General features: G+C 37.3%; 9 protein-coding genes. All 9 read right to left on the bottom strand.

The window, feature by feature from the left end; genetic code table 11:
• Nucleotides 1–3 precede the first annotated feature (3 nt).
• Complete coding sequence (locus tag RCG21_RS17370; RefSeq protein WP_308913488.1) at nt 4–3,198, bottom strand: DEAD/DEAH box helicase; 3,195 nt, start codon at nt 3,196–3,198, stop codon at nt 4–6.
• A gap of 115 nt (nt 3,199–3,313) precedes the next feature.
• Nucleotides 3,314–5,860, bottom strand: coding sequence for a BREX-1 system phosphatase PglZ type A (pglZ, locus tag RCG21_RS17365; RefSeq protein WP_308913487.1), 2,547 nt, complete (start codon nt 5,858–5,860; stop codon nt 3,314–3,316).
• 117 nt (nt 5,861–5,977) lie between these two features.
• Nucleotides 5,978–9,502, bottom strand: a complete 3,525-nt coding sequence (gene pglX, locus RCG21_RS17360) for a BREX-1 system adenine-specific DNA-methyltransferase PglX (RefSeq protein WP_308913486.1) — start codon at nt 9,500–9,502, stop codon at nt 5,978–5,980.
• A gap of 16 nt (nt 9,503–9,518) precedes the next feature.
• Nucleotides 9,519–13,058: a BREX system P-loop protein BrxC gene (gene brxC / locus RCG21_RS17355; RefSeq protein ID WP_308913485.1), complete on the bottom strand. Its 3,540-nt coding sequence runs from the start codon at nt 13,056–13,058 to the stop codon at nt 9,519–9,521.
• Nucleotides 13,059–13,076: 18 nt separating this feature from the next.
• Nucleotides 13,077–13,622 carry a DUF1788 domain-containing protein gene (locus RCG21_RS17350; protein WP_308913484.1) on the bottom strand — a complete coding sequence of 182 codons (546 nt, stop codon included), beginning with the start codon at nt 13,620–13,622 and terminating at the stop codon, nt 13,077–13,079.
• Nucleotides 13,623–13,634: 12 nt separating this feature from the next.
• Nucleotides 13,635–14,231, bottom strand: a complete 597-nt coding sequence (locus RCG21_RS17345) for a DUF1819 family protein (RefSeq protein WP_308913483.1) — start codon at nt 14,229–14,231, stop codon at nt 13,635–13,637.
• Between the two features lie 23 nt (nt 14,232–14,254).
• Nucleotides 14,255–16,711: an RNA polymerase recycling motor HelD gene (helD, locus tag RCG21_RS17340; RefSeq protein WP_308913482.1), complete on the bottom strand. Its 2,457-nt coding sequence runs from the start codon at nt 16,709–16,711 to the stop codon at nt 14,255–14,257.
• A 391-nt stretch (nt 16,712–17,102) separates the two neighbouring features.
• Nucleotides 17,103–18,449, bottom strand: a complete 1,347-nt coding sequence (locus RCG21_RS17335; RefSeq protein ID WP_308913481.1) for a hypothetical protein — start codon at nt 18,447–18,449, stop codon at nt 17,103–17,105.
• 44 nt (nt 18,450–18,493) lie between these two features.
• The gene (locus tag RCG21_RS17330; protein WP_308913480.1) at nt 18,494–18,760 is read right to left on the bottom strand and encodes a hypothetical protein; all 267 of its coding nucleotides are present in this window, start codon (nt 18,758–18,760) and stop codon (nt 18,494–18,496) included.

The raw sequence follows: 18,760 nt of genomic DNA, 5'->3' as shown, positions 1-18,760 counted from the left end.
AATCTAATAACACTCCAACTTTTTTTCTTGTATAATACCCTGGTCCTTTATTTGATAGATATAGGTAAACTCTTTTATATCCTCCAAATCCTCACGATGTTGCTTATTCAACATATTTCCATCAGGCAAAAGGATAATGTATCTGGGCTTCCCGTCATGCTCTAAAGTGGTAAAGTCAACAAGCGCATAAGCATTGTACTTCTTAATATTGAATCGTCCCGCCATTCTTTCATATTCCATTACTATATCAAAATAGTCGGACGGATTTATTCGTTTTTGCCGGTTCCCATTCGGAATCAAATCCAGCTGCATGATATTTTGAATCGGCTTTAAAAATACGGTTTGTTCACGGATTGCCTCGCCAAGACGCTCCTCCTTTTTTCGCTCTATTTCCTCCAAGCTATTTTTCAACTGTTGAATGACAATGGACTTACTATCATTCCCCTCCTGATAGTAACGTGCCAGTTTGTCGGAAATATCTTTATACTGAAGTTCAAATGTCCGTCTCAGGAATTGCTGTTTTTTGTATAGTTGTTCATCTTTTTTTGATTTAATGGCTTTAAACGTTTCCTCGGCAATTTTGATTATTTCATCATTAAATTCAGCGTCATTGGTACTCTCAATATCTTCAATCTTCTTCTCGAAATTGTTAAAAAATATCCAGTAAGGATCGAGCTCGATGAAAGTGCCTTTTGTATTTTTTCCAATTATTTTTAAGGTTTGATATAATTCACGACCCGTTCCGTCGCCAATGGACATACGATAAATATTGACTCTGTAAGGTTCCCGGATTGGATAAAAAACTTTATAACGCCGGGATGCAATTTGCTGAATGGACTGGGCCGCCAATTCCATTGCCAATTGAAACATAGTTGAATCATTTTGGATCAATTCAAGCTCATCCGACTCATTTTTCCGGTTATACGTAAAGCGATATGAGGAGTTCAATGTATTAATATTCATACCCTGCAATTTTGCAAAATCCCTTACCGACTTAGGGAAACGATCAATCCGGAACACATTGTGATTAGATGATTCATAAACCCGTATTCGATTATTTTCGAACGTGTCAAGCAAAAACTGTGTGTATGTTCGCAGAGGCAAACTTTTAATGGCCAGTTCCTGCCGTGATTTGCGTAAAGAGGACAAATCCATGTCGTTTTCTGCCAAGCCTTCATCCTTTACCAAAGAAACCAGTTTTCGATGTTCATCAGTTAGCGCTTTTTCCACGTTTGCCATTTTTTCATCGATATTGCTCCTGCTGACAATCGCTTCATTCATGATAGTAGCCAAATCAGTATCATAATCTTCGAGTACTTCTCCAATAAAATCGTATACAAGCTCCTGCCCCAAGTCCTCTTTCATCTTTTCCATTTTATTAAACAGCCGTAGAAGGACATCCCCTTCACGGGTATTTTTGGCCACCATATTAAATACAAATACATCATTTTTTTGACCAATTCGGTGAATTCGTCCCATCCTCTGTTCTAGGCGGTTTGGGTTCCACGGAATATCAAAGTTTATCATTTGATTGCAAAATTGGAGATTTATTGATTCTCCACCCGCATCCGTTGCGAGCATAATAGGTGATTCATTTCTGAAAGTTTCCATCTGCTGACGCCTTGTTTCAATCGGCAAGTTACCAGAAATCACAGCAATTTTAGGAACTTCCAATGCCAGGCAGCTATGCAGGTAATTTAATGTATCTTTAAACTCTGTAAAAATAAGAACTTTTTCTCCCCTAGTTATCAATCCATTTGGACCAAAAAGGGTATTTTCAAGCTCAAGATACTTCCTTTCTATTCCATTTTCTCTGACAAAACGTGCCCTTTCAATAAGATCGTCTAATTGATTAAGTTCATTCATCAGTTCAAATTCATCAATGTTATTGGTGGAACCTTCCACACTTTGCTCCACCTTCTCCAACTCTTCAGAGCTTAGTTCATCCAATTCTTCCGCTAGTAACTGCGGAGCTTTGTCGTGGCTGCTGCCACCCGTTATTTTTTCATGATATGTTCGTTCTAGGCGTTCTCTTCGCCGCTTTAAAGACAGATATAATGACTCAAGCGATGAGCTAAGTCTTCTTTGCAAAACCATCATTGCAAATGCAGTACTGTTGTTTCCGCTGTTTTTTGCTCGATTAAAATGCATCTCCACATAATTGGTTACGCGCTCATACAACTCCAATTCCAAATCAGTCAGTTCAAATTCAATTGTGATGGTTTTCCGTTTTGGAAAAATCGGACTTCCGTCGAAATGGACCATCTGTTCTTTTAAACGCCTGATGATAAAGGGATTGGTTTTGTCCTTCAATGATTCATTTGTTTCCGCATGGGCAAATACATCGGTATCAATCAGTTTCATCAGGTGCCGGAAATTTTCCATATCTCCTTTATGCGGCGTGGCTGTCAACAACAAACGATGCGGTGCATGCGGCAAAAGCGATTCCCCAAGCCGATATAAGGATGTACGCGCAATTATTCTCGTCTTTTTTCCATGTGTATAGGCCGCCATTTTATGTGCTTCATCAACTATCACTAAATCAAAACTCGTGTCCATAAGAAATTGTTTCACATCATTTCTTGCAGCCCAGTACATCGAAGCAATACAAAGATCAAACACTTCAAATGGATTTTGATTGGGATATTCATTCATTAATGATCGGTTTATAATTGTAAATTCCTCATCAAATTTTTGCTGCAATTCTTCCTTCCATTGGGAGACAACAAGTGGCGGTACCAAAATTAGAATTCTTTCAGCACTTTTTCTTGCCCGCAATTCCCTTATCAGCATCCCGGACATGATCGTCTTTCCTGCTCCCGGGTCATCAGCCAACAAGTAGCGTACCTGTGGAGAGTGAAGCATTTTGTTATATACGGCATCAATCTGATGTGGAAGCGGAATTATATTTTTATTTCCCAGAGATCGTGACTCTGAATACTTTTGATCCAGCTTTAATACATGATATTGCAGGTAATACTGCAAATCCCGTCCGGATTTTAGTTTGTCATGTTTATTGACTGACAAGCGTTCAATTGAACCAATTTGAGAATCGTCCAGCATCAATTCATAATACGAATTGGTTTTTCTTCCAACCGCTTCGAGAATATAATATTGGCTTGAAAATTTTATATACCTTTTGATTTCAACCACTTCAGGCCAAAAAGGGCCGCGGACAAGTTCGCCTACTGTATACATTATGCATCGTTCCTTTGTTCCCGGATAATCTCGTTAATCAGTTATTAACCATATTATAGCAAAAAAGCCATGTATTGAATCCTTTCTTCAATACATGGCTTCTCCAATAGAATGATCATAAGCTATACAATTTTAATTCAAACTCTTCTTCTCTATACATCTTGGTATTTCGTCCAGAAACATCTTCTAATCTCAATACGCACAAATCTCCGGTTCGATATTTGTCCTCAAGTAGATGAAAAACTACATCCGTTTGCCGTTCTGTTACTTCACCCGTTGAATTGAAGGTAATTGACAGTTCATTTGATATGCGCTCATTGTTTCGGTAGAAAGCGGCACGCAAGGTTCTTGGAAACAGTTCACTGGACACTTTTTCTTCTTGAAAGAAAGGGACAATAAATTGATAACTCGTAATCACTTTTTGAATTGAGGCAACACGAACATGCACCCTCTCTTCCATGGCCTTGCGCGCTTTCCCTTTTATTTGCCGATACTCTATCACGGGTATAATGCACTCCTGGGGCATCGCTCCACCATGAACAAAACGCTGGCCACCACCGGCTGTAAATCGATTTAACCCTTTAGCGACTACTGCCTCTTGTTCCAGTCCTAAATAACTCAAGGATATTTTTGTGGTTCCTTCCGGCGCACTCAAATTGTTTCCAATGGCAAAGCGGCGGTTGCCATCCACTAAATCACCCTGTATACTCTCTGTTTTTTGGTATCTTTCCACCTGGGAAGTTTGATATAAAAAACCGTGATCACTGGTGATGTAAATCCTGACTGCTTCATAAGTACCGGTCAGTTTTTTGACAGCTGCTTTCAGGCGCTCTAGTGTGTTTTCGACGGCCTCAAATGTATAGCCTTCCATTTTGCCGGAGTCGCCAATCGCATCGATGCTGTCATGATACAAATAGGCAACACGCTTCCCCCTGATCAGCCCCGTTCCTTCCTCTTTGCCCAATTGAATGAAATCCTCCATTTTCATGGTGACCGAATCAGGTTCATACTGCTGCAAGACTTTATTCCGATTATTCAGGCCTCTTGTTGATTGGCCATCGACAAGCACTGTTCCATCAGTTGCAATACCTGTGATTTTCCCCGGCAGTAATGCGGCCATCCCTAACTGGGTATAAGAAGGCAATGTTGCCTGCATTGGCTGCAGCTTTATTTCGACATTCAAGCGATTTCCGAGATCATTGGTCAATTCATTCCCAATTTCAAATCTGAGTGCATCGGAAATGATGATAAAAATCCGTTCTCTTGAACCTTCGATCAATGGACGAATCATGGTCCGGAAAAAGTTTTTTTGCTGGAGGAAATCCTCCACTGGCCAATGGTCTTTCAGATCCTTTTCAAGGATATCATCAGTATAACGGCTGAGTTCCAGCAAATAACGGTTTTCATACCAAAATGAAAATTGATTGACTAATTCACTGTATTTCTCCAATGATGATTCACATTTAAATAGGTGCTGCATATGACGGTAAGCCTGATCTAGGTTAAAATATTTATCCGCATATCGCTTATATAAGTCTTTTCCGTTTTGCGGAACATCATCCCGTTCAAAACTATGCAGCCATTCATAAAAACGCAGCCCTTTTTCCAATAGGTCATAATCATGATTAAATCTGGTTTTATACCAGTAACTCTTGCTCCTCTCGGAAAGGATGCTCTTCCACTCTGTCACCTCGATGGTTTCATTCAATAACAGTTCATGCAATACATCAAGTATTTTCCGCTCAATGACTGCAAAAGTGTCACAACGAAGGAAAGCTTGATATGTATGCTTTTCCAAAGCATATTCTACTTTCCATTTTTGTTCCAGCAAATCGAGTGTTTTTTTCAATGTTGACCGCTCGTCCGATTTCAACCATTCTTCAACGAATATCCGACAAATATTTGGGACGGTTGATTTATACTCAATAGGAAGGACTTTCTCCTCCAAATGGGACGTGAAATGTTGAAACACAATGGTTTCAATGATATTGGCCATTCGATTATTATCGACTTTTTCGATTCCGAAATAGCCCTCGATGTAACTATAAAATAGCTCCTTGTCCGCAAACTTGCCAACTTGTTCAAGTACGTCATTGGTATCGCTTATATTGCCGCCTGCCAGAACACTTTTCAGGATATCCTGCGGATGAATACTCTTGGCATTGCACAAAACCCCCAGCATCGTATGCATGACCTGGTCAACTGTCGGCTTGTTGGGAAGCAGCTTCTGAAACTTGGCAACACGTGCCTTGTTTTCAAAAAACCTGGCATGCTCCTGCAAAAATTCGCGAATTGCCAAATGCTCCAAACGCAATTCCTTCATCCAGATTGCTATTTCGTCCGCCTGTAATTCCCCATATTTCCCTCCATATAACAAAATATCTAACAAGAAGTTTTCTTCATCCTCTGGTTTCGGAAAAGGGGCATATATCAAATAGGAGTTTTCCATATCTTCGATTTCCAATAATACCTTTGTCCGAAAGGCATTGTCTTTATGCAAAAAATGCACTTTAATATTTTCCTGTTTTAGTGTCACTTCAACTTCTGTAATATTCCGGTTCTCACTTTGCGTATCATACCAAAACACCACCGAACGATTTGCAAAAGGATTTTCTTTCTGCTGCTGTTGAAACAATTTCAGCAGTTCCTCCGTGATATTCATACTTCACCAACTCTCGCTAAAGCATAATAGTTCTTCTACTATATTAAAAAGTAAGCATCATATGTAAACAATAATCAACAGAAAATGGATAGAGGATTGCCCTACCCATTTTTCATATTACTTAATCTTCGCAAGGATATTCTGAAGATTACCGTAGTTCAGCATAACACCATCATCCAGATCTAGGTCAATCCGCTGATTAGCCAATTCAGCCAGCTTCTTGTCAAAATTAATCAGCTCATCCTGCTGCGCCTTGATGGTTGACAACTGTTTGTCATACCGCTTTTTCATTGCTACGCTTAATTCCGGGTTTAAAAGGTCCTGTTCAAGACGTTTTTGTTCCTGACGAAGTTTTTCCTGCAAATTCTGGACATAAGAGAAACGCATTGTCGCCAAAGTTTCCGGTGTATATCGGTGTAGGTAAAATAAGGCACGGAAGCCTTTCTTCGGACCAGACTCTGCTAGCCAGTATATGGGACGTTTTTGATAAATCTTGCAGTGATCGGCATAAAACTCATCAAAGAAATAACGGCGCAACCGCTCACCCGGAGTTTCATTCGCTTTCATGGTAAGCGACTCAGCCAGCCAACGAAGATTTTCAGCCAAAGTATCCTGTCCAAACAAAATCACCAATAACATCTGAATACGCGCAACAACATCATCCTCAAAATACTCGGTATCCGTCAAAGGAATAATCCCATCCGAATCCGGTTGGAAGGTTTTATATTTACTGGTATCCCACACGCCGCCTGCATACGCTAGCCCTTCAACATCCAAAGAGTAGCGCCCCATCATTAGACCTATGCAATATGATAAGAAAGATCTGGCATCACGGTCACGGTCAGCAAGACGAACTGTTACTTCGTCATCAGGAACCTCCGGTATCAACTCATCTTTTAAGCTATATAGATTTATGAAGATTTTATTCAATTCCTCTTCATTTTGTTGTATTTGATAAAATCGTTTCTCTGCCAATTCCTTCCATTGAGTATAACTGCCTTCCATTCTTTGAACTAATCCTTGAGTAGCCATAAAAGGATGTTTATTAAATTCCCAAGATGTTTCAAATGAATCCCAATCCTTTTGAGCTAATATAATACACTCCTGTGCTAACTTATTTACATCTGCCTGAATTTTTTTATAGTCCACCAATGGTAGAGATTTTATTTGCCCAACACTAAAATCTAGTGTTGGGCTTAAAAAAGCAAGGAATTGACGTGCTACTTTACTTTGAAGAAATGATAATAAGTAAATTAAATCGTCCTTGTTCTCAACAAAGAGTGAGGCTCCCTTTGAATCAAATATAAATCCCCTAGGTGAGTACCTAGCACTAAAATAAAAAGAAGACAACGCACTCCACGTAATACATTCCTTAAAAAAATATTGATAATTAAATATTCTCCTTGACCAATGGGTCGTGTTTGGATCCTTAGGGTTATTTACAACTGCAGCTTTAATTTCTTGACCATCATTTTCCCAATTTACAAGATATTCTTGATTTCCATACCATCTTCTATATGTCCCCCCTTTATTATAAGGGAACCACTTTTTTTTACTATCATAAGCTTGTTGTGATGAGCTAGAATTAAATCCTATTTTATTAAAATTCACCTCATACCAAAACCTTAAAAATCTATCATTATCAGTAGTTGACATTCCGCTTTTTGGAGAAGCGATTTCTTCTAATTTTACATCATTCTTAAAATGATCATAAATAGTAGCAGATGCCCAATACGCAATAGGTGAACCAGAAATACCTTGAAAATTTAACTGATTTGAATGGTAATTGTGTTTTCTACTTATAAATGCATCTTCCTTGTTCCTAGCTTTTGTATATTCCGTTAATTTAAAATAATCCCCAATATAATTTTGAATTGGCAAGTTTCTTAATACAAAGGCTGTGCTTTGTACTACCTCTCCCCCTATTTCTTCAAAAGCTCTAGGTCCTAGATGAATCATTGATAAGATAGTTTGGTTTGTTAAAATTTTCTTTCTTAAATTTTCAAAACTACTTAAAAACATCCACGAATGTTGATTAATTTCTGCATGAAAACCATTTGGACAAGTAAATTGATTACAACGTTCTAAGAAAATGGAATATAAATCTGTTTTCGAATCTTTATAGTATTTTTTTGCATAATTACTTAATTCGGAACCCATACCTTTATGTCCCATATATGGGGGGTTTGTTACAACTACATTATATTGAGCTGAAAGTATTCTACCTTGTTTAATTATTAGCTCAATTTTATTTAATTGCTCATAAACCTCAAAGTTTTCTAAATTAAACTCTCCAGTTCTTTTTAAAGAGCTTAGTTTATTTAAATACTTTTGAAAATTTATTTTTTCTAATTGGATTATTGATCCAAAGTTTTTTGCATCAATAAAAGTAGAAAGTAAATCTTTTATTTCCCTTTCTTCGTTTTCATTTTCACTAATTATCTCCGATGCTTCATCAATTAAAATGTTGTTACTTTCTTTTATTGAAATGATATTAAACTCAGGAACTATACGAAAGATGTGTTTTGTTTTTTCCCTAGCTTTCATCATTAAAGCGAACGAAGCTAATTGAGCAGCACGGTCATCAATATCAATTCCATACAAGTTTTTCTCTAGAATTAGCCTTGGAATATCTTTTATTGAATACCCTCGCTCTTCGTATATTTTATATAATAAGTCAAAAGCATAAACTAATATATGCCCTGAGCCACATGCAGGGTCAAGGATTGTAATATCTTCTGGTGATAAATTCGGATTTTGTAACTCTTCCAGTTTTAATCTTACATCATGTTCCTGTTCAGCTGGTTCTACATAATACTTCATAACTTTATTTAAACCTGATTCTGGAAAAGATTCTAGCCACATTTGTCCTAGCGAGTTTTCAATCATGAATCTAACTATCCAATGTGGTGTGAATAATTGTGTTGCAGCCGGTATATTCTCTTTTGTTATCTTTCTATTTTTCTTTAATCCGGCAAATACTTCATCTTTTTTTTCAGAAATATAATACTGGTATAGCCAGCCAATAACCTCAACATGTTGGAAGTTTTCATCATCCAATCCTTTTCCCAATTTGTTTACTAATGAGTCAGAGTAAAGCATGGATTCCGGCAATAATAACTCTGAGTAATCTTCAATTTTCTCAAACAAAAATGGCATGACTTCACTTAATTCATTACATTGTGCAATAAGAAGTTTACGAAATGACTCTTCTCTGTTTCCTTGCCCTAACATTGAAGCAATCTCATCCTTATTCACGGGTAAATCAGTATACTGGTATTCCGTAAGTATGTCTGGGTCAACTTTCCCCCTAGTATCGCTGGAAAGTACGCGAACCCTTGATGGCAAATAATTGTGTACCTCCATGTAACGGATGGCAATTAGGCGGTTAAACCATGTGTACGCCACTTCTTCGATTACATTATCGTAGCCTTTTGTTTCAATTTCCTTTAATAATCTTTGCAGACCTTTTTTGTATGTAAGTGGATATTTCTTATTATTTATTTCTACATAATCAGTCCCTGTTACAAGCACGGGAGAGCCTTTGGAGGTGATCCCAAAGGCTTGTGCTCGTAATGCAATTTGACTGCGTAATTCGTTGCGGGCATAGATGGCAAACTCTTTTAGTGCCTTTTTATTCATCGCATTCAAGTCTCCTTTACTTCTTGATAATAAGTGTTTTTCCTTCAATCATTTGTTGTTTTATAATTTCTTCCAGTTTATTCATCCATTGTTTTAATTCCTGCTCATTACTTACCTCATATTGCCCTGCAGGTAGTATTTTGGAAATTAATTGAGATACGTTCACTTCAACCGTTTTTTCTACCTTCCTGTACTTTTCATATAGTTCACGAACTCTATCCTGTAAGCTACGAAAATCGTTATTGGCCATTTGTGCATACGTATAGACACGGGAAATGCTTTCAAGGTTTTGCATTTGTGTCACACGTGCTTGGAGTTCCTCCAATTTACCCTTAACTAATTTTTTTATCTCCTCAATATCCTTATATTGAGTTTCCATTTCTTCCATATTTCTTCGAATTGCTTCCATTTGTTGGAGTTGGGTTCCAATTTCTCGTTTGACAAATTCGGTTAGCGCCTTCCTTAATTTTTCAATAAGAATGGGCAAATTCGGAATCTCTACAAATGGATTATCATCGGTAAGTATGGATATTATGCTGTTCTTAATATTTTGAACCTCGGCATCATCATGTGCCACATCCAAATCATCACGGCGCTCTTTCAGGACACGGACACTTTCGTCAAAATGACGGATTGCTGTTCCATTATAGAAAGAATTTAAATGTTGAACATCTTCCTGCCAAATCTCCAAATCCTCATCCAGCTCAATAAACTCGTCTACGAAATTTTCTGGTTTTGAAATCGCCATTAGATCCAATATGTTGTTTCTGGTTTTTGAAAGCTTGATTCCTCCAGGGTATGGAAACTGTTGATCTTCATGATTCTTGATTTGCAGCATTTGCTCAATTGGTTCACTAAAATGTTTCTTAACCTGTTCTCGGATATTCCTTGCCAATTCATCATACGTTTCACCAATATCATAAAAGTTAAACAGTTCGCGCATAGCTTCAACAACTGCTCTGCGAACTGGAGGAGGAACTACAATTTCCCCTTCGATCACTATTTTTTCTCTTTCGGATGCTTTGGTAATTCTTGAGATAAACTGTGCATGGGTAGCATCAAACTCTTCATTTAAATAAGTGAGCTTAAGTTTTTTCTTCTGAAGCGAACCCGCCACAATTCCTGCTATGTCGTTTTCACTCCAGCCATACGGAACTGCTTTGTATTTATCTGTCAACGATTTCAAGGTGACAATTTGTCTGTTCCGGCTTTCTTCCAGGTGACGAATCATCATGTCATAGGCCAAATGATTAGCAAAGGTACCGTCTAGCCTTTCCGGGAGCCCTTTGGTTGCCCAATCGTAAATGATTTCATTTGCATTTCTTACCGGAACCGGTTCATCGATATAGCCTAAATAGCTGTAGGTATTACGAACCAAAACCTCAAAGGCGCTTTGCAGTTGATTGTCTAACGACCCCTTGAATTCATAATCCTGGCCCTGTATGAAATATTTTGCATTGGCCGCTGCCTCATCTAGTGCTTCTCTAGCCTTCTTTTCAAACTCGCTAATTTGCTGACGCTTTTCTTCAAGAACTTTCTTTTGTTTATCCGTCAGGCTTGTAGAAATCTTCTTGTTGGCATAGGTTTGGATTTTTTGAGCATATTGCATCGGTTCGAAAAACTTAATCGCAAAATCTTCCGGAATATACATGATCATCGTTCCCGAGTTGGCATCCGCGCGTGATTGTTCCTCGGAAACATCACCTGTATACACCTGAAGGGTCAATGCGTTTGTTTTCCCACCTCGGTTATACGTATCAAACGCCTTGTTGAATTCAAAATCATGTGTTTTTTGGTAGCGATAAGTGCGCATTGAGACTACTTCTTCAAAGAAGACTCTGCCGAGCGCATCTGTGACATTAGCCTCGTTCACATGCTCGTTTTGAATTTCCCGGTTAATTTCTTGTTCATCATCGCTCAAAAAGACGAAAGTACGGTCGGCATTCTCCGCTATAAGCAATCTTTGCCGCAGGTGTATTAGCGATTTGGTAACCTGCTTTTCTAGGTCGTTTTTGATGCAATCAACACTGTCGACAAGCAATGTTGTGATATTTTCGACAGTCGCTTTGATTTCATCAATCCCCTTTATCATAAATAACACTTTTAACACTTCAACATCGAAATCCGTAATTCCCTCGCGCTTCTTTGCTTCAATAATGGTGGAAGATACTGCTGTACTTAAAAAACGCTTGACTGTTTCATAGAATTGGGAAAAACGAGCCAATTGATTGGTATCCTCATTCATCAGTTGAATGGCAACTTCCTGAAAGGCATTCAAGAGCGATCGTTCCCCTTGGGAAAGATGGGCACCCGCTTCTCCTTGGCGGCGTACCTTATTAAAAACTCGCTGTAATAGCTCTACCTGATAAGGAACGAATGGATATATCGCCGCATAGTCTTCGGCATTCTTATAACCACTGGTCAGAACCGATTTGTCTTTTTCAAATGTCAGGGTATTATTTAAACTTTGTCCTACTTGATCGAAATCAATTTTCAAACGGTCGGTTGTTGCCGGAGTTTTCTCCAATAAACGCCGTTTGATTACTTCATCGGTATTCGAACTGGTCAGATGAATTTTCGTCGCAAACCGGCCCTGAATTTTTGAAAAATTTTCCGTCCCTTTCAGCTTGGTGACCGCATCTATTTGCTCTTGGGAAGTAACAATTACCCAAACTTTACCTTGGCAGTAGTTTCCAATATCCTCGGTAACCGTTTGAAGGTTTAACATCAAATCATCGTCATCACCAATATACTGGCCAATTTCATCTACCAAAAATGCAAGACGATAATTTTCACCTTGACTATCTGCATGTTTGGCAACAAGCTGAGCAAATTCATCCGAACTGATTTGAAAATTTTTGTTGGAAGCAGCCAACACGGTTTCAGCGGTATCTTTTGTATAGCCCAGCCGCGATAGCGCCTCCACAAAAGATTTTTTCTTGAACAGTACACGTGCCCGGCTGTCTGTCCATTTCATACCATCGATTTCTTCGAATCGTTCGACAAACTGTTTATAAATCCCCTCTTCGGCCAATTGCCTTTCCAAATTGGCAATCCATGGAGTTGAAGAATATCCAAGGTATTCGTTAAATACCTTCAAGAACACTTCAACGATCGTGGCCTTTTCTTTTTTTCCGCCCGCCGATTTGGAATCGACATTGAATAAAATTGCATGGCTATTGTAGCTGGCCGATTGATGGAGAATGTCCATCATTTCCCTGTCATTTGACTTTTCGTTAAAAAAGTCGACCGCCCTTTTTCCATAAACAGTTTCATTGTTTAACAAATAGGACAAAATTTTGAGAAAGTGTGATTTACCTGAACCAAAGAAACCTGAAATCCACACACCCATTTTTGTAGTGGGTTGATCAAAGCTGTAGGCATAATTTTTAAAGAAATAAGCCATATTTTCGCTTATTTCTTTCGTCATTACATACTCTTCAAGTTCATCGTGAATGACTTTTTCATCACGCTGTCCAGCCTGAACAACCCCCTGGATTTCACGGTCAATTTTTTTCTTAAATAATTCCTTAATGGCAAAAGAATCCTGTAACATCTCGTTCCCCCTCTTTTTCTATATGGAAAATGCCCGGTAATACCCGTGCGATTCAAATCGGTTGAATAAACTTAAACCCTGTCCCGAATATTCGCCAGGATAAAAGATAATAATGGGTGTATTGGTCACTTGGGCGTGAAGCTGGTTTAACAGTTCATTCGTTCTGATTAAAGTAAATACACTTCCCACCCCGGTAATAAAAATAACCTGTGCATTTTCTGCCTCTTCTGCTATTTGTTCTACCAGTAATTCTTCCTCTATGGAAGGACGGATCGCCTCAAATAATTCCTCTGTTCCCTGCTCTTCCTCAAATTGTTTCAACCCTTCGAGTCTGCCAATATCATCGAATAGATTGATAATCAATTCAAACAAGTTTAACACTTTTATCTTTACAGGAAGTTTGCCCTGGTAGTACTTGATTGAATTTCTTACAATCAATTCATTTTCCGGCGGATAATCGAAAACAAAATACGGAACTTCATTGCCAAGACCTCGCATCTTCAAAAAATCTTCTTTTTGAATTTCTTCAAAAAACCGATTTAATTTTTGTTGAATCTGTTTCACATGCCTCACCTATCAGTCGTTTAATGTCATAATGATTAATTCACTATGCTTGATACTTTGCTCTATATATTCCCTAAGTTCCCTGCTTAGTGGAATCGGTTTGATCTCATACTCTTTTTCGGTTTTAACGATCAGGGATGCGTCTTGCAATATTTTTAATGTTACTTGCTTGAGCTTGTATTTTGTTTGAACTGTCCAATTTCTAACTTCTTCATATTGCTGGGCTTTTTCTTCAAAATATGAAAGGATGTTTCCTTCCGTAACTGTATTTCTGTAGCGCTTCAAATTGTAATGGACAACTTCCAAAACAAAATCTCGCGGAAATTTAAAGTTTTTTAAAAATGCATATAACAAAATGGCATTATGGTCCGAACGCGAACCATTCAGCAACAATGCTCGTAGTGCATCATCAAGTTTTTCGGCTCTTTTGTACACTCTTGGGAAAAGGTCTTTCATTGCAGCTTCACTACGACTATGAAAAAGATTTTCTTCAAAAATTTTCTTTTTAGTTTCCTGTTTGGAAAGACCCTGCAACTGAAGACCAGCAACAATTTTCATTTCATTTCGGTATAAGTGTTCGGCTGTAAAACCGCCGGAATATACTTTCATTCTATATCACAACCCTTGAATTTCTACTCCGTCATTTTTTTCTTTAATTCTGCCCATCGATGCCATACTTTCAACCATGCGTAGAAATCATAATAACGTTCCCTGTCGTCCTCGAAGGCTTCCATCACCTGCTCTTCTTCCTCATCATCAAACAGGCGAAGAGTTTCTTCTTTTGGAACAACCTTCATTTTTTCCACTTGAGGCTCGATATTTGGATTCGAAATGTCCGTAATTAACCAATCCTCGAACGATTTACGAGGACGCGGAGGTGCATTTGTATCACGATCTTCCAGCAATATTGAAAGAGTCCCCCTGTAAAACATATGCAAATCATGATGGGCTCGTGTAATCGACATATATAATAATTTGGCATGCTGGGTTTCGTCCTTGAATGTGTTATCACTTACATCATGGATCATAACAGCGTCAAATTCCAGCCCTTTAACCAAATAGGAAGGCAATATGATTATTTTTTCATTTAGTTCCTGCTTGCCTTCCGAAATCAACTGGAGACTGGTTATATTACGACGTTTTAGCTCCTCAAACGTATCAATCCCATCCTGCTTGGTCTCAGTCAAAATCGCAATGGTTTTATGTCCCTTGTCCTCAAACATATTTATAGATCGTTTCATTTCATCATACAACTCGCCGAAAGTGGCAACCTTTGTAATGGAAGGAATGGCGCCAGGTCGGTTTACCGGAATTACAAGTGGGAAGTCATAGTTGCTATTAAGCAATACCCGGTTAGCCATATCCATAATTTGTCTTGTTGATCGGTAACTCGTTTGCAGGTGAAGTCGTTTATATTCTAATTCTTTAAAGACATAAGATTCTATTTCTTCCCATCGTTCCAGTCCATAAAAAGAGAAAATTCCTTGTCCGATATCCCCCAAAATAGTCATTGACTTGGCATAGTCTTTCAGAAAAGCAAGCTGGAATGGGCTGTAGTCCTGGGCTTCATCAATAAAGATGTGTTCATAGGATAATTTTTTTCCATTAATTTTGGCATCCAAATAAATGAGCGGTGTAATATCTTCATAGGTAAATTGCTCTTGCTTCACTTGCCGACCGCTTTTCAACATAAGGCTTAATGTTGCTTCCTCCATGTCCGGATGGAATTTATCAAAGACCTTTTTCTGAAAAACAGACTTATACATTAATAACGCCGGGATATGGTCCATTTTTTTTACATATAATGATATTTCATGATCCAATTTTTCCGCAAATAATTTCAATCGTAGCGATCTGGCATTTTCCAAAGCTTCATAAACGTATTTTCGAATTTCCCCTTCAGGAAGGGTGACTACCCATCTGTTATAAGCATCCTCAAATTCGTCATCGATTTTTTTCTTAATTCTTCTTTTCTCCGACTTGCTCCAATTCTCTATAAATTCCTTTACTTCTTTCATGCGAACATTTAACGGCAGGGATTCCCTTGATTTATAGTAATCATGGATGGCTTCTTTTGACAGGCTGACGTCTGCGTCAATAAAAATATCGCCATGAGGAATCATCGTAATCCCAATATACTCGACAAAATCATCCAACAATTTTTTAAATCTGAGTGAACCTTTGTATTTTGATACTTTAATAAGATTCTCTTTTTCTGGTGAACTTTGGACAATTACATATTGCTCATGCAAATCGGAAATTTCATTAACATCTGTAAAATATGTGGATGCCCAATCATAGAAAGTCCTCTGCTCGATACCTTCAATCTCGATCTCCGGAACAACATCTCGAATATAAGATAAAAATATTTCATTGGGCGCAAGAATTAATATATCTTTCGGCCGTATTTGTTCGTGATATTGGTATAATAGATAGGAAATCCGATGAAGCGCTATCGTCGATTTACCGCTACCCGCCGCACCTTGGACAATAATAGTATCCTTTAAAGGCAAACGAATAATTTCATCCTGCTCCGCCTGAATACTCGCTATAATGTCTCTTAGCTGGTGAGCATCTCCAGTATTCGTCAGAATCTCCTTTAAATAATCGTCCATATACTTTACTTGATTACCTTGGTCATCTTCGACGATTTCACTTTTGCCAATATCATTGACATTAACAATCTTTCCATCTTTAATAATAATCCCACGTTTACCATGAATGAGAATGGGCTTCTTGCTTTTGCCGATGTTGAATTCTGATTGGACCCCCTGGTACGCGTTATACAACTTTCCTAAATCTGTACGCCAATCTACCACGACAATATCGCCATCGTCATCTATGCCTTTTTTCCCTATATAAATTACTTCACGATCAAATTCATCTTCGAAATCCAACCTTCCGAAATAAGGATTGCTTTTGGCATCCTTAAGATGCTTGTTCTTTTTTATAAAGTTTTCTTTAATCTGTGCCTCTATTTGAGAAGTAACCTGCTTTTTAATCGATTCATTTGTTTTATTTATTAATTGATCTAATACTCCAAGGGTATGATCCAAATGCTTTTGCTCTTGTTTAATTGCTTCATTCATTTTTTATCATCACCTTACACAATATTCCATTTATATTATTTTTCATTGAAAAGTAAGTATTAAGGAACTAGGGTATTGAAATTCATAGCGTTATTATCATTTTAACATTAATTACAAATTAATGGATTACCAAAAACGGTATAGGTCTAATGTATCATTTAAATATGCTATTTATGGGTAATTAACCGGGATTACGAATAGAAAAAACCCCTAATATTGATGAAAGGGGTTAATTTAGCCTCATTTATTTTTTTATTATAGTTAAAGCTGAGTTTCTCTCCTTAAGATGAATAATGGATTTTTCTTCATTTGGTATTAGAAAATGATAAACTGACTTTGTTCTTGGTTCCACGGCCTGCTCCTTTCAGATGTATTGTAAAACCAAAAAGGATTAATATTTATCATAGATTTGAAAGTTAAGGTTAAAACTAATTTTTTCTTGCTGCTTTAACTGGATAACAGAAAGTTCTGATTTAATAATATTTAATTCCTTCAGCTTGTCCATTAAGGTATCGAAAACATTTTCGAGCGTTGATTTTACGAAAAGTCTTTTTACATCATATCTTTGCTCAAAGTCTTTTCGTTCGCTTTCATTGTCATATTTACTGATAAAAAATGTTCGGACAATTTCGCGTACCGTAAAGCCTTTTGTAAGACTTTTATTAAAAATAATTCTTATTAGATTACTATATTCTTTCTTATTTTTGTTCCCATTTGATACGGAGTCTGCCAGCTTATCAAGGATATTTTCATTTATCACAAAATTATGATTACCCGTAAATATATCCTCTTTATTTAAAAACGGAGTTGAATTGCCTGATGTTTCATACAAAAAACGTGAAAGGCCATTTAGCTCTGTTTCAATTTGACTTTCAGCTGACGGGCTTCCTTCTGCTTCCTGCGTGCTCTCAGACTCTTCTTTACTTAAAAGACCTTCCATATCTCTATGGTATTCCTGAGCCAAAAGAATCATTGACCTTATTTCCTTTACATTATCAAAGAACTTCACTTCATCCTGAATCAGATCCGCATCAAACCATAGGTTTTTTATTGAATGTATGTATTTATTGATAGACTGATTTAAATAAACTTGAATGGTTTTAATAAGATTCATTAGTTGTAAACGGTCTATATCCATATCATTTGAAAAATGACGTGCATCCATTGCGCATTTATGACTCAACTGTTCTTGCCACTTTTTTATAAACTTATTAAAATGCTCAACCTTAGATTGTGTGTTTTTTTCATAGAGTTCCGAGATGACGTTTATTTCACCTTTCCAAAAATGCTCCAAGACTTGAGATTTCAGCTTATTGGCATGTCTATTTAAAAAAGAAGCTTTATTTACATAAGCACTGATGACAACCAATATAAATTTCATTAATTGTTCAAGATCCTTAGTATTATCTATGGACTCTTTAACAGCATTTTCTAATTTAGAAATCTCAACTTTCTCTATATCCAATAGTTTCCAAGAAAGTGTCTTTTCAATTGAAAACTCCTTTCGGATGGGAAGCAGCAGAAAAGGCGTCAGGTCCCATTTGTAACCTGAAAGCTTGATATAGCAGTCAGATTTATTGAGACCTATTACAATAATTTCTTCTTCATCTTTTTTGTAAACCAGCTGACTATACGGTGTGCCAAATAGTTCTTTTACATCATCATAAAGATTTAAATCAGATAATAGAATTTCCAATTCCTCTATTCGTTGAATAATAATTGGATTTGGATTTACCATTTTCCTTATTTCCGAAGTTTGGAAGTTCCTTCTCGTTAGTACAGTCATACTGTATCACCTTTGTCTAGTAAAATTGTTTCTAACTCATCGATTAACTGATTAACCTTTTCCTGCTGCTCCATTAGTTCCAGCGTACGATGTTTACGTTCAGAAAATTTTATCGATGTGTTCGTTACTAACTGATGGAGTTCATCTTCACAATCACTTTGTTTATTGTTCAATATTTCTAGATAATTTCTTAACTTCCCTTTGTAACTGTTAACTGCTTCATTCCAATATTTATCTAAATTGGAGGATAATTCTTGGTTCAA

This window comes from Bacillus salipaludis, assembly GCF_030938565.1.
GTDB lineage: Bacteria > Bacillota > Bacilli > Bacillales > Cytobacillaceae > Neobacillus > Neobacillus salipaludis_A.
Note: the sequence above shows the minus strand (reverse complement) of the source record. Positions and strands in the feature narration are given on the sequence as shown.

Bases quoted from the DNA above. Each gene is read 5' to 3' on its own strand.
- RCG21_RS17370 (WP_308913488.1), bottom strand. From the start codon at position 3,198: ATGTATACAGTAGGCGAACTTGTCCGCGGCCCTTTTTGGCCTGAAGTG.
- pglZ (WP_308913487.1), bottom strand. From the start codon at position 5,860: ATGAATATCACGGAGGAACTGCTGAAATTGTTTCAACAGCAGCAGAAA.
- pglX (WP_308913486.1), bottom strand. From the start codon at position 9,502: ATGAATAAAAAGGCACTAAAAGAGTTTGCCATCTATGCCCGCAACGAA.
- brxC (WP_308913485.1), bottom strand. From the start codon at position 13,058: ATGTTACAGGATTCTTTTGCCATTAAGGAATTATTTAAGAAAAAAATT.
- RCG21_RS17345 (WP_308913483.1), bottom strand. From the start codon at position 14,231: ATGAAAGTATATTCCGGCGGTTTTACAGCCGAACACTTATACCGAAAT.
- helD (WP_308913482.1), bottom strand. From the start codon at position 16,711: ATGAATGAAGCAATTAAACAAGAGCAAAAGCATTTGGATCATACCCTT.
- RCG21_RS17335 (WP_308913481.1), bottom strand. From the start codon at position 18,449: ATGGTAAATCCAAATCCAATTATTATTCAACGAATAGAGGAATTGGAA.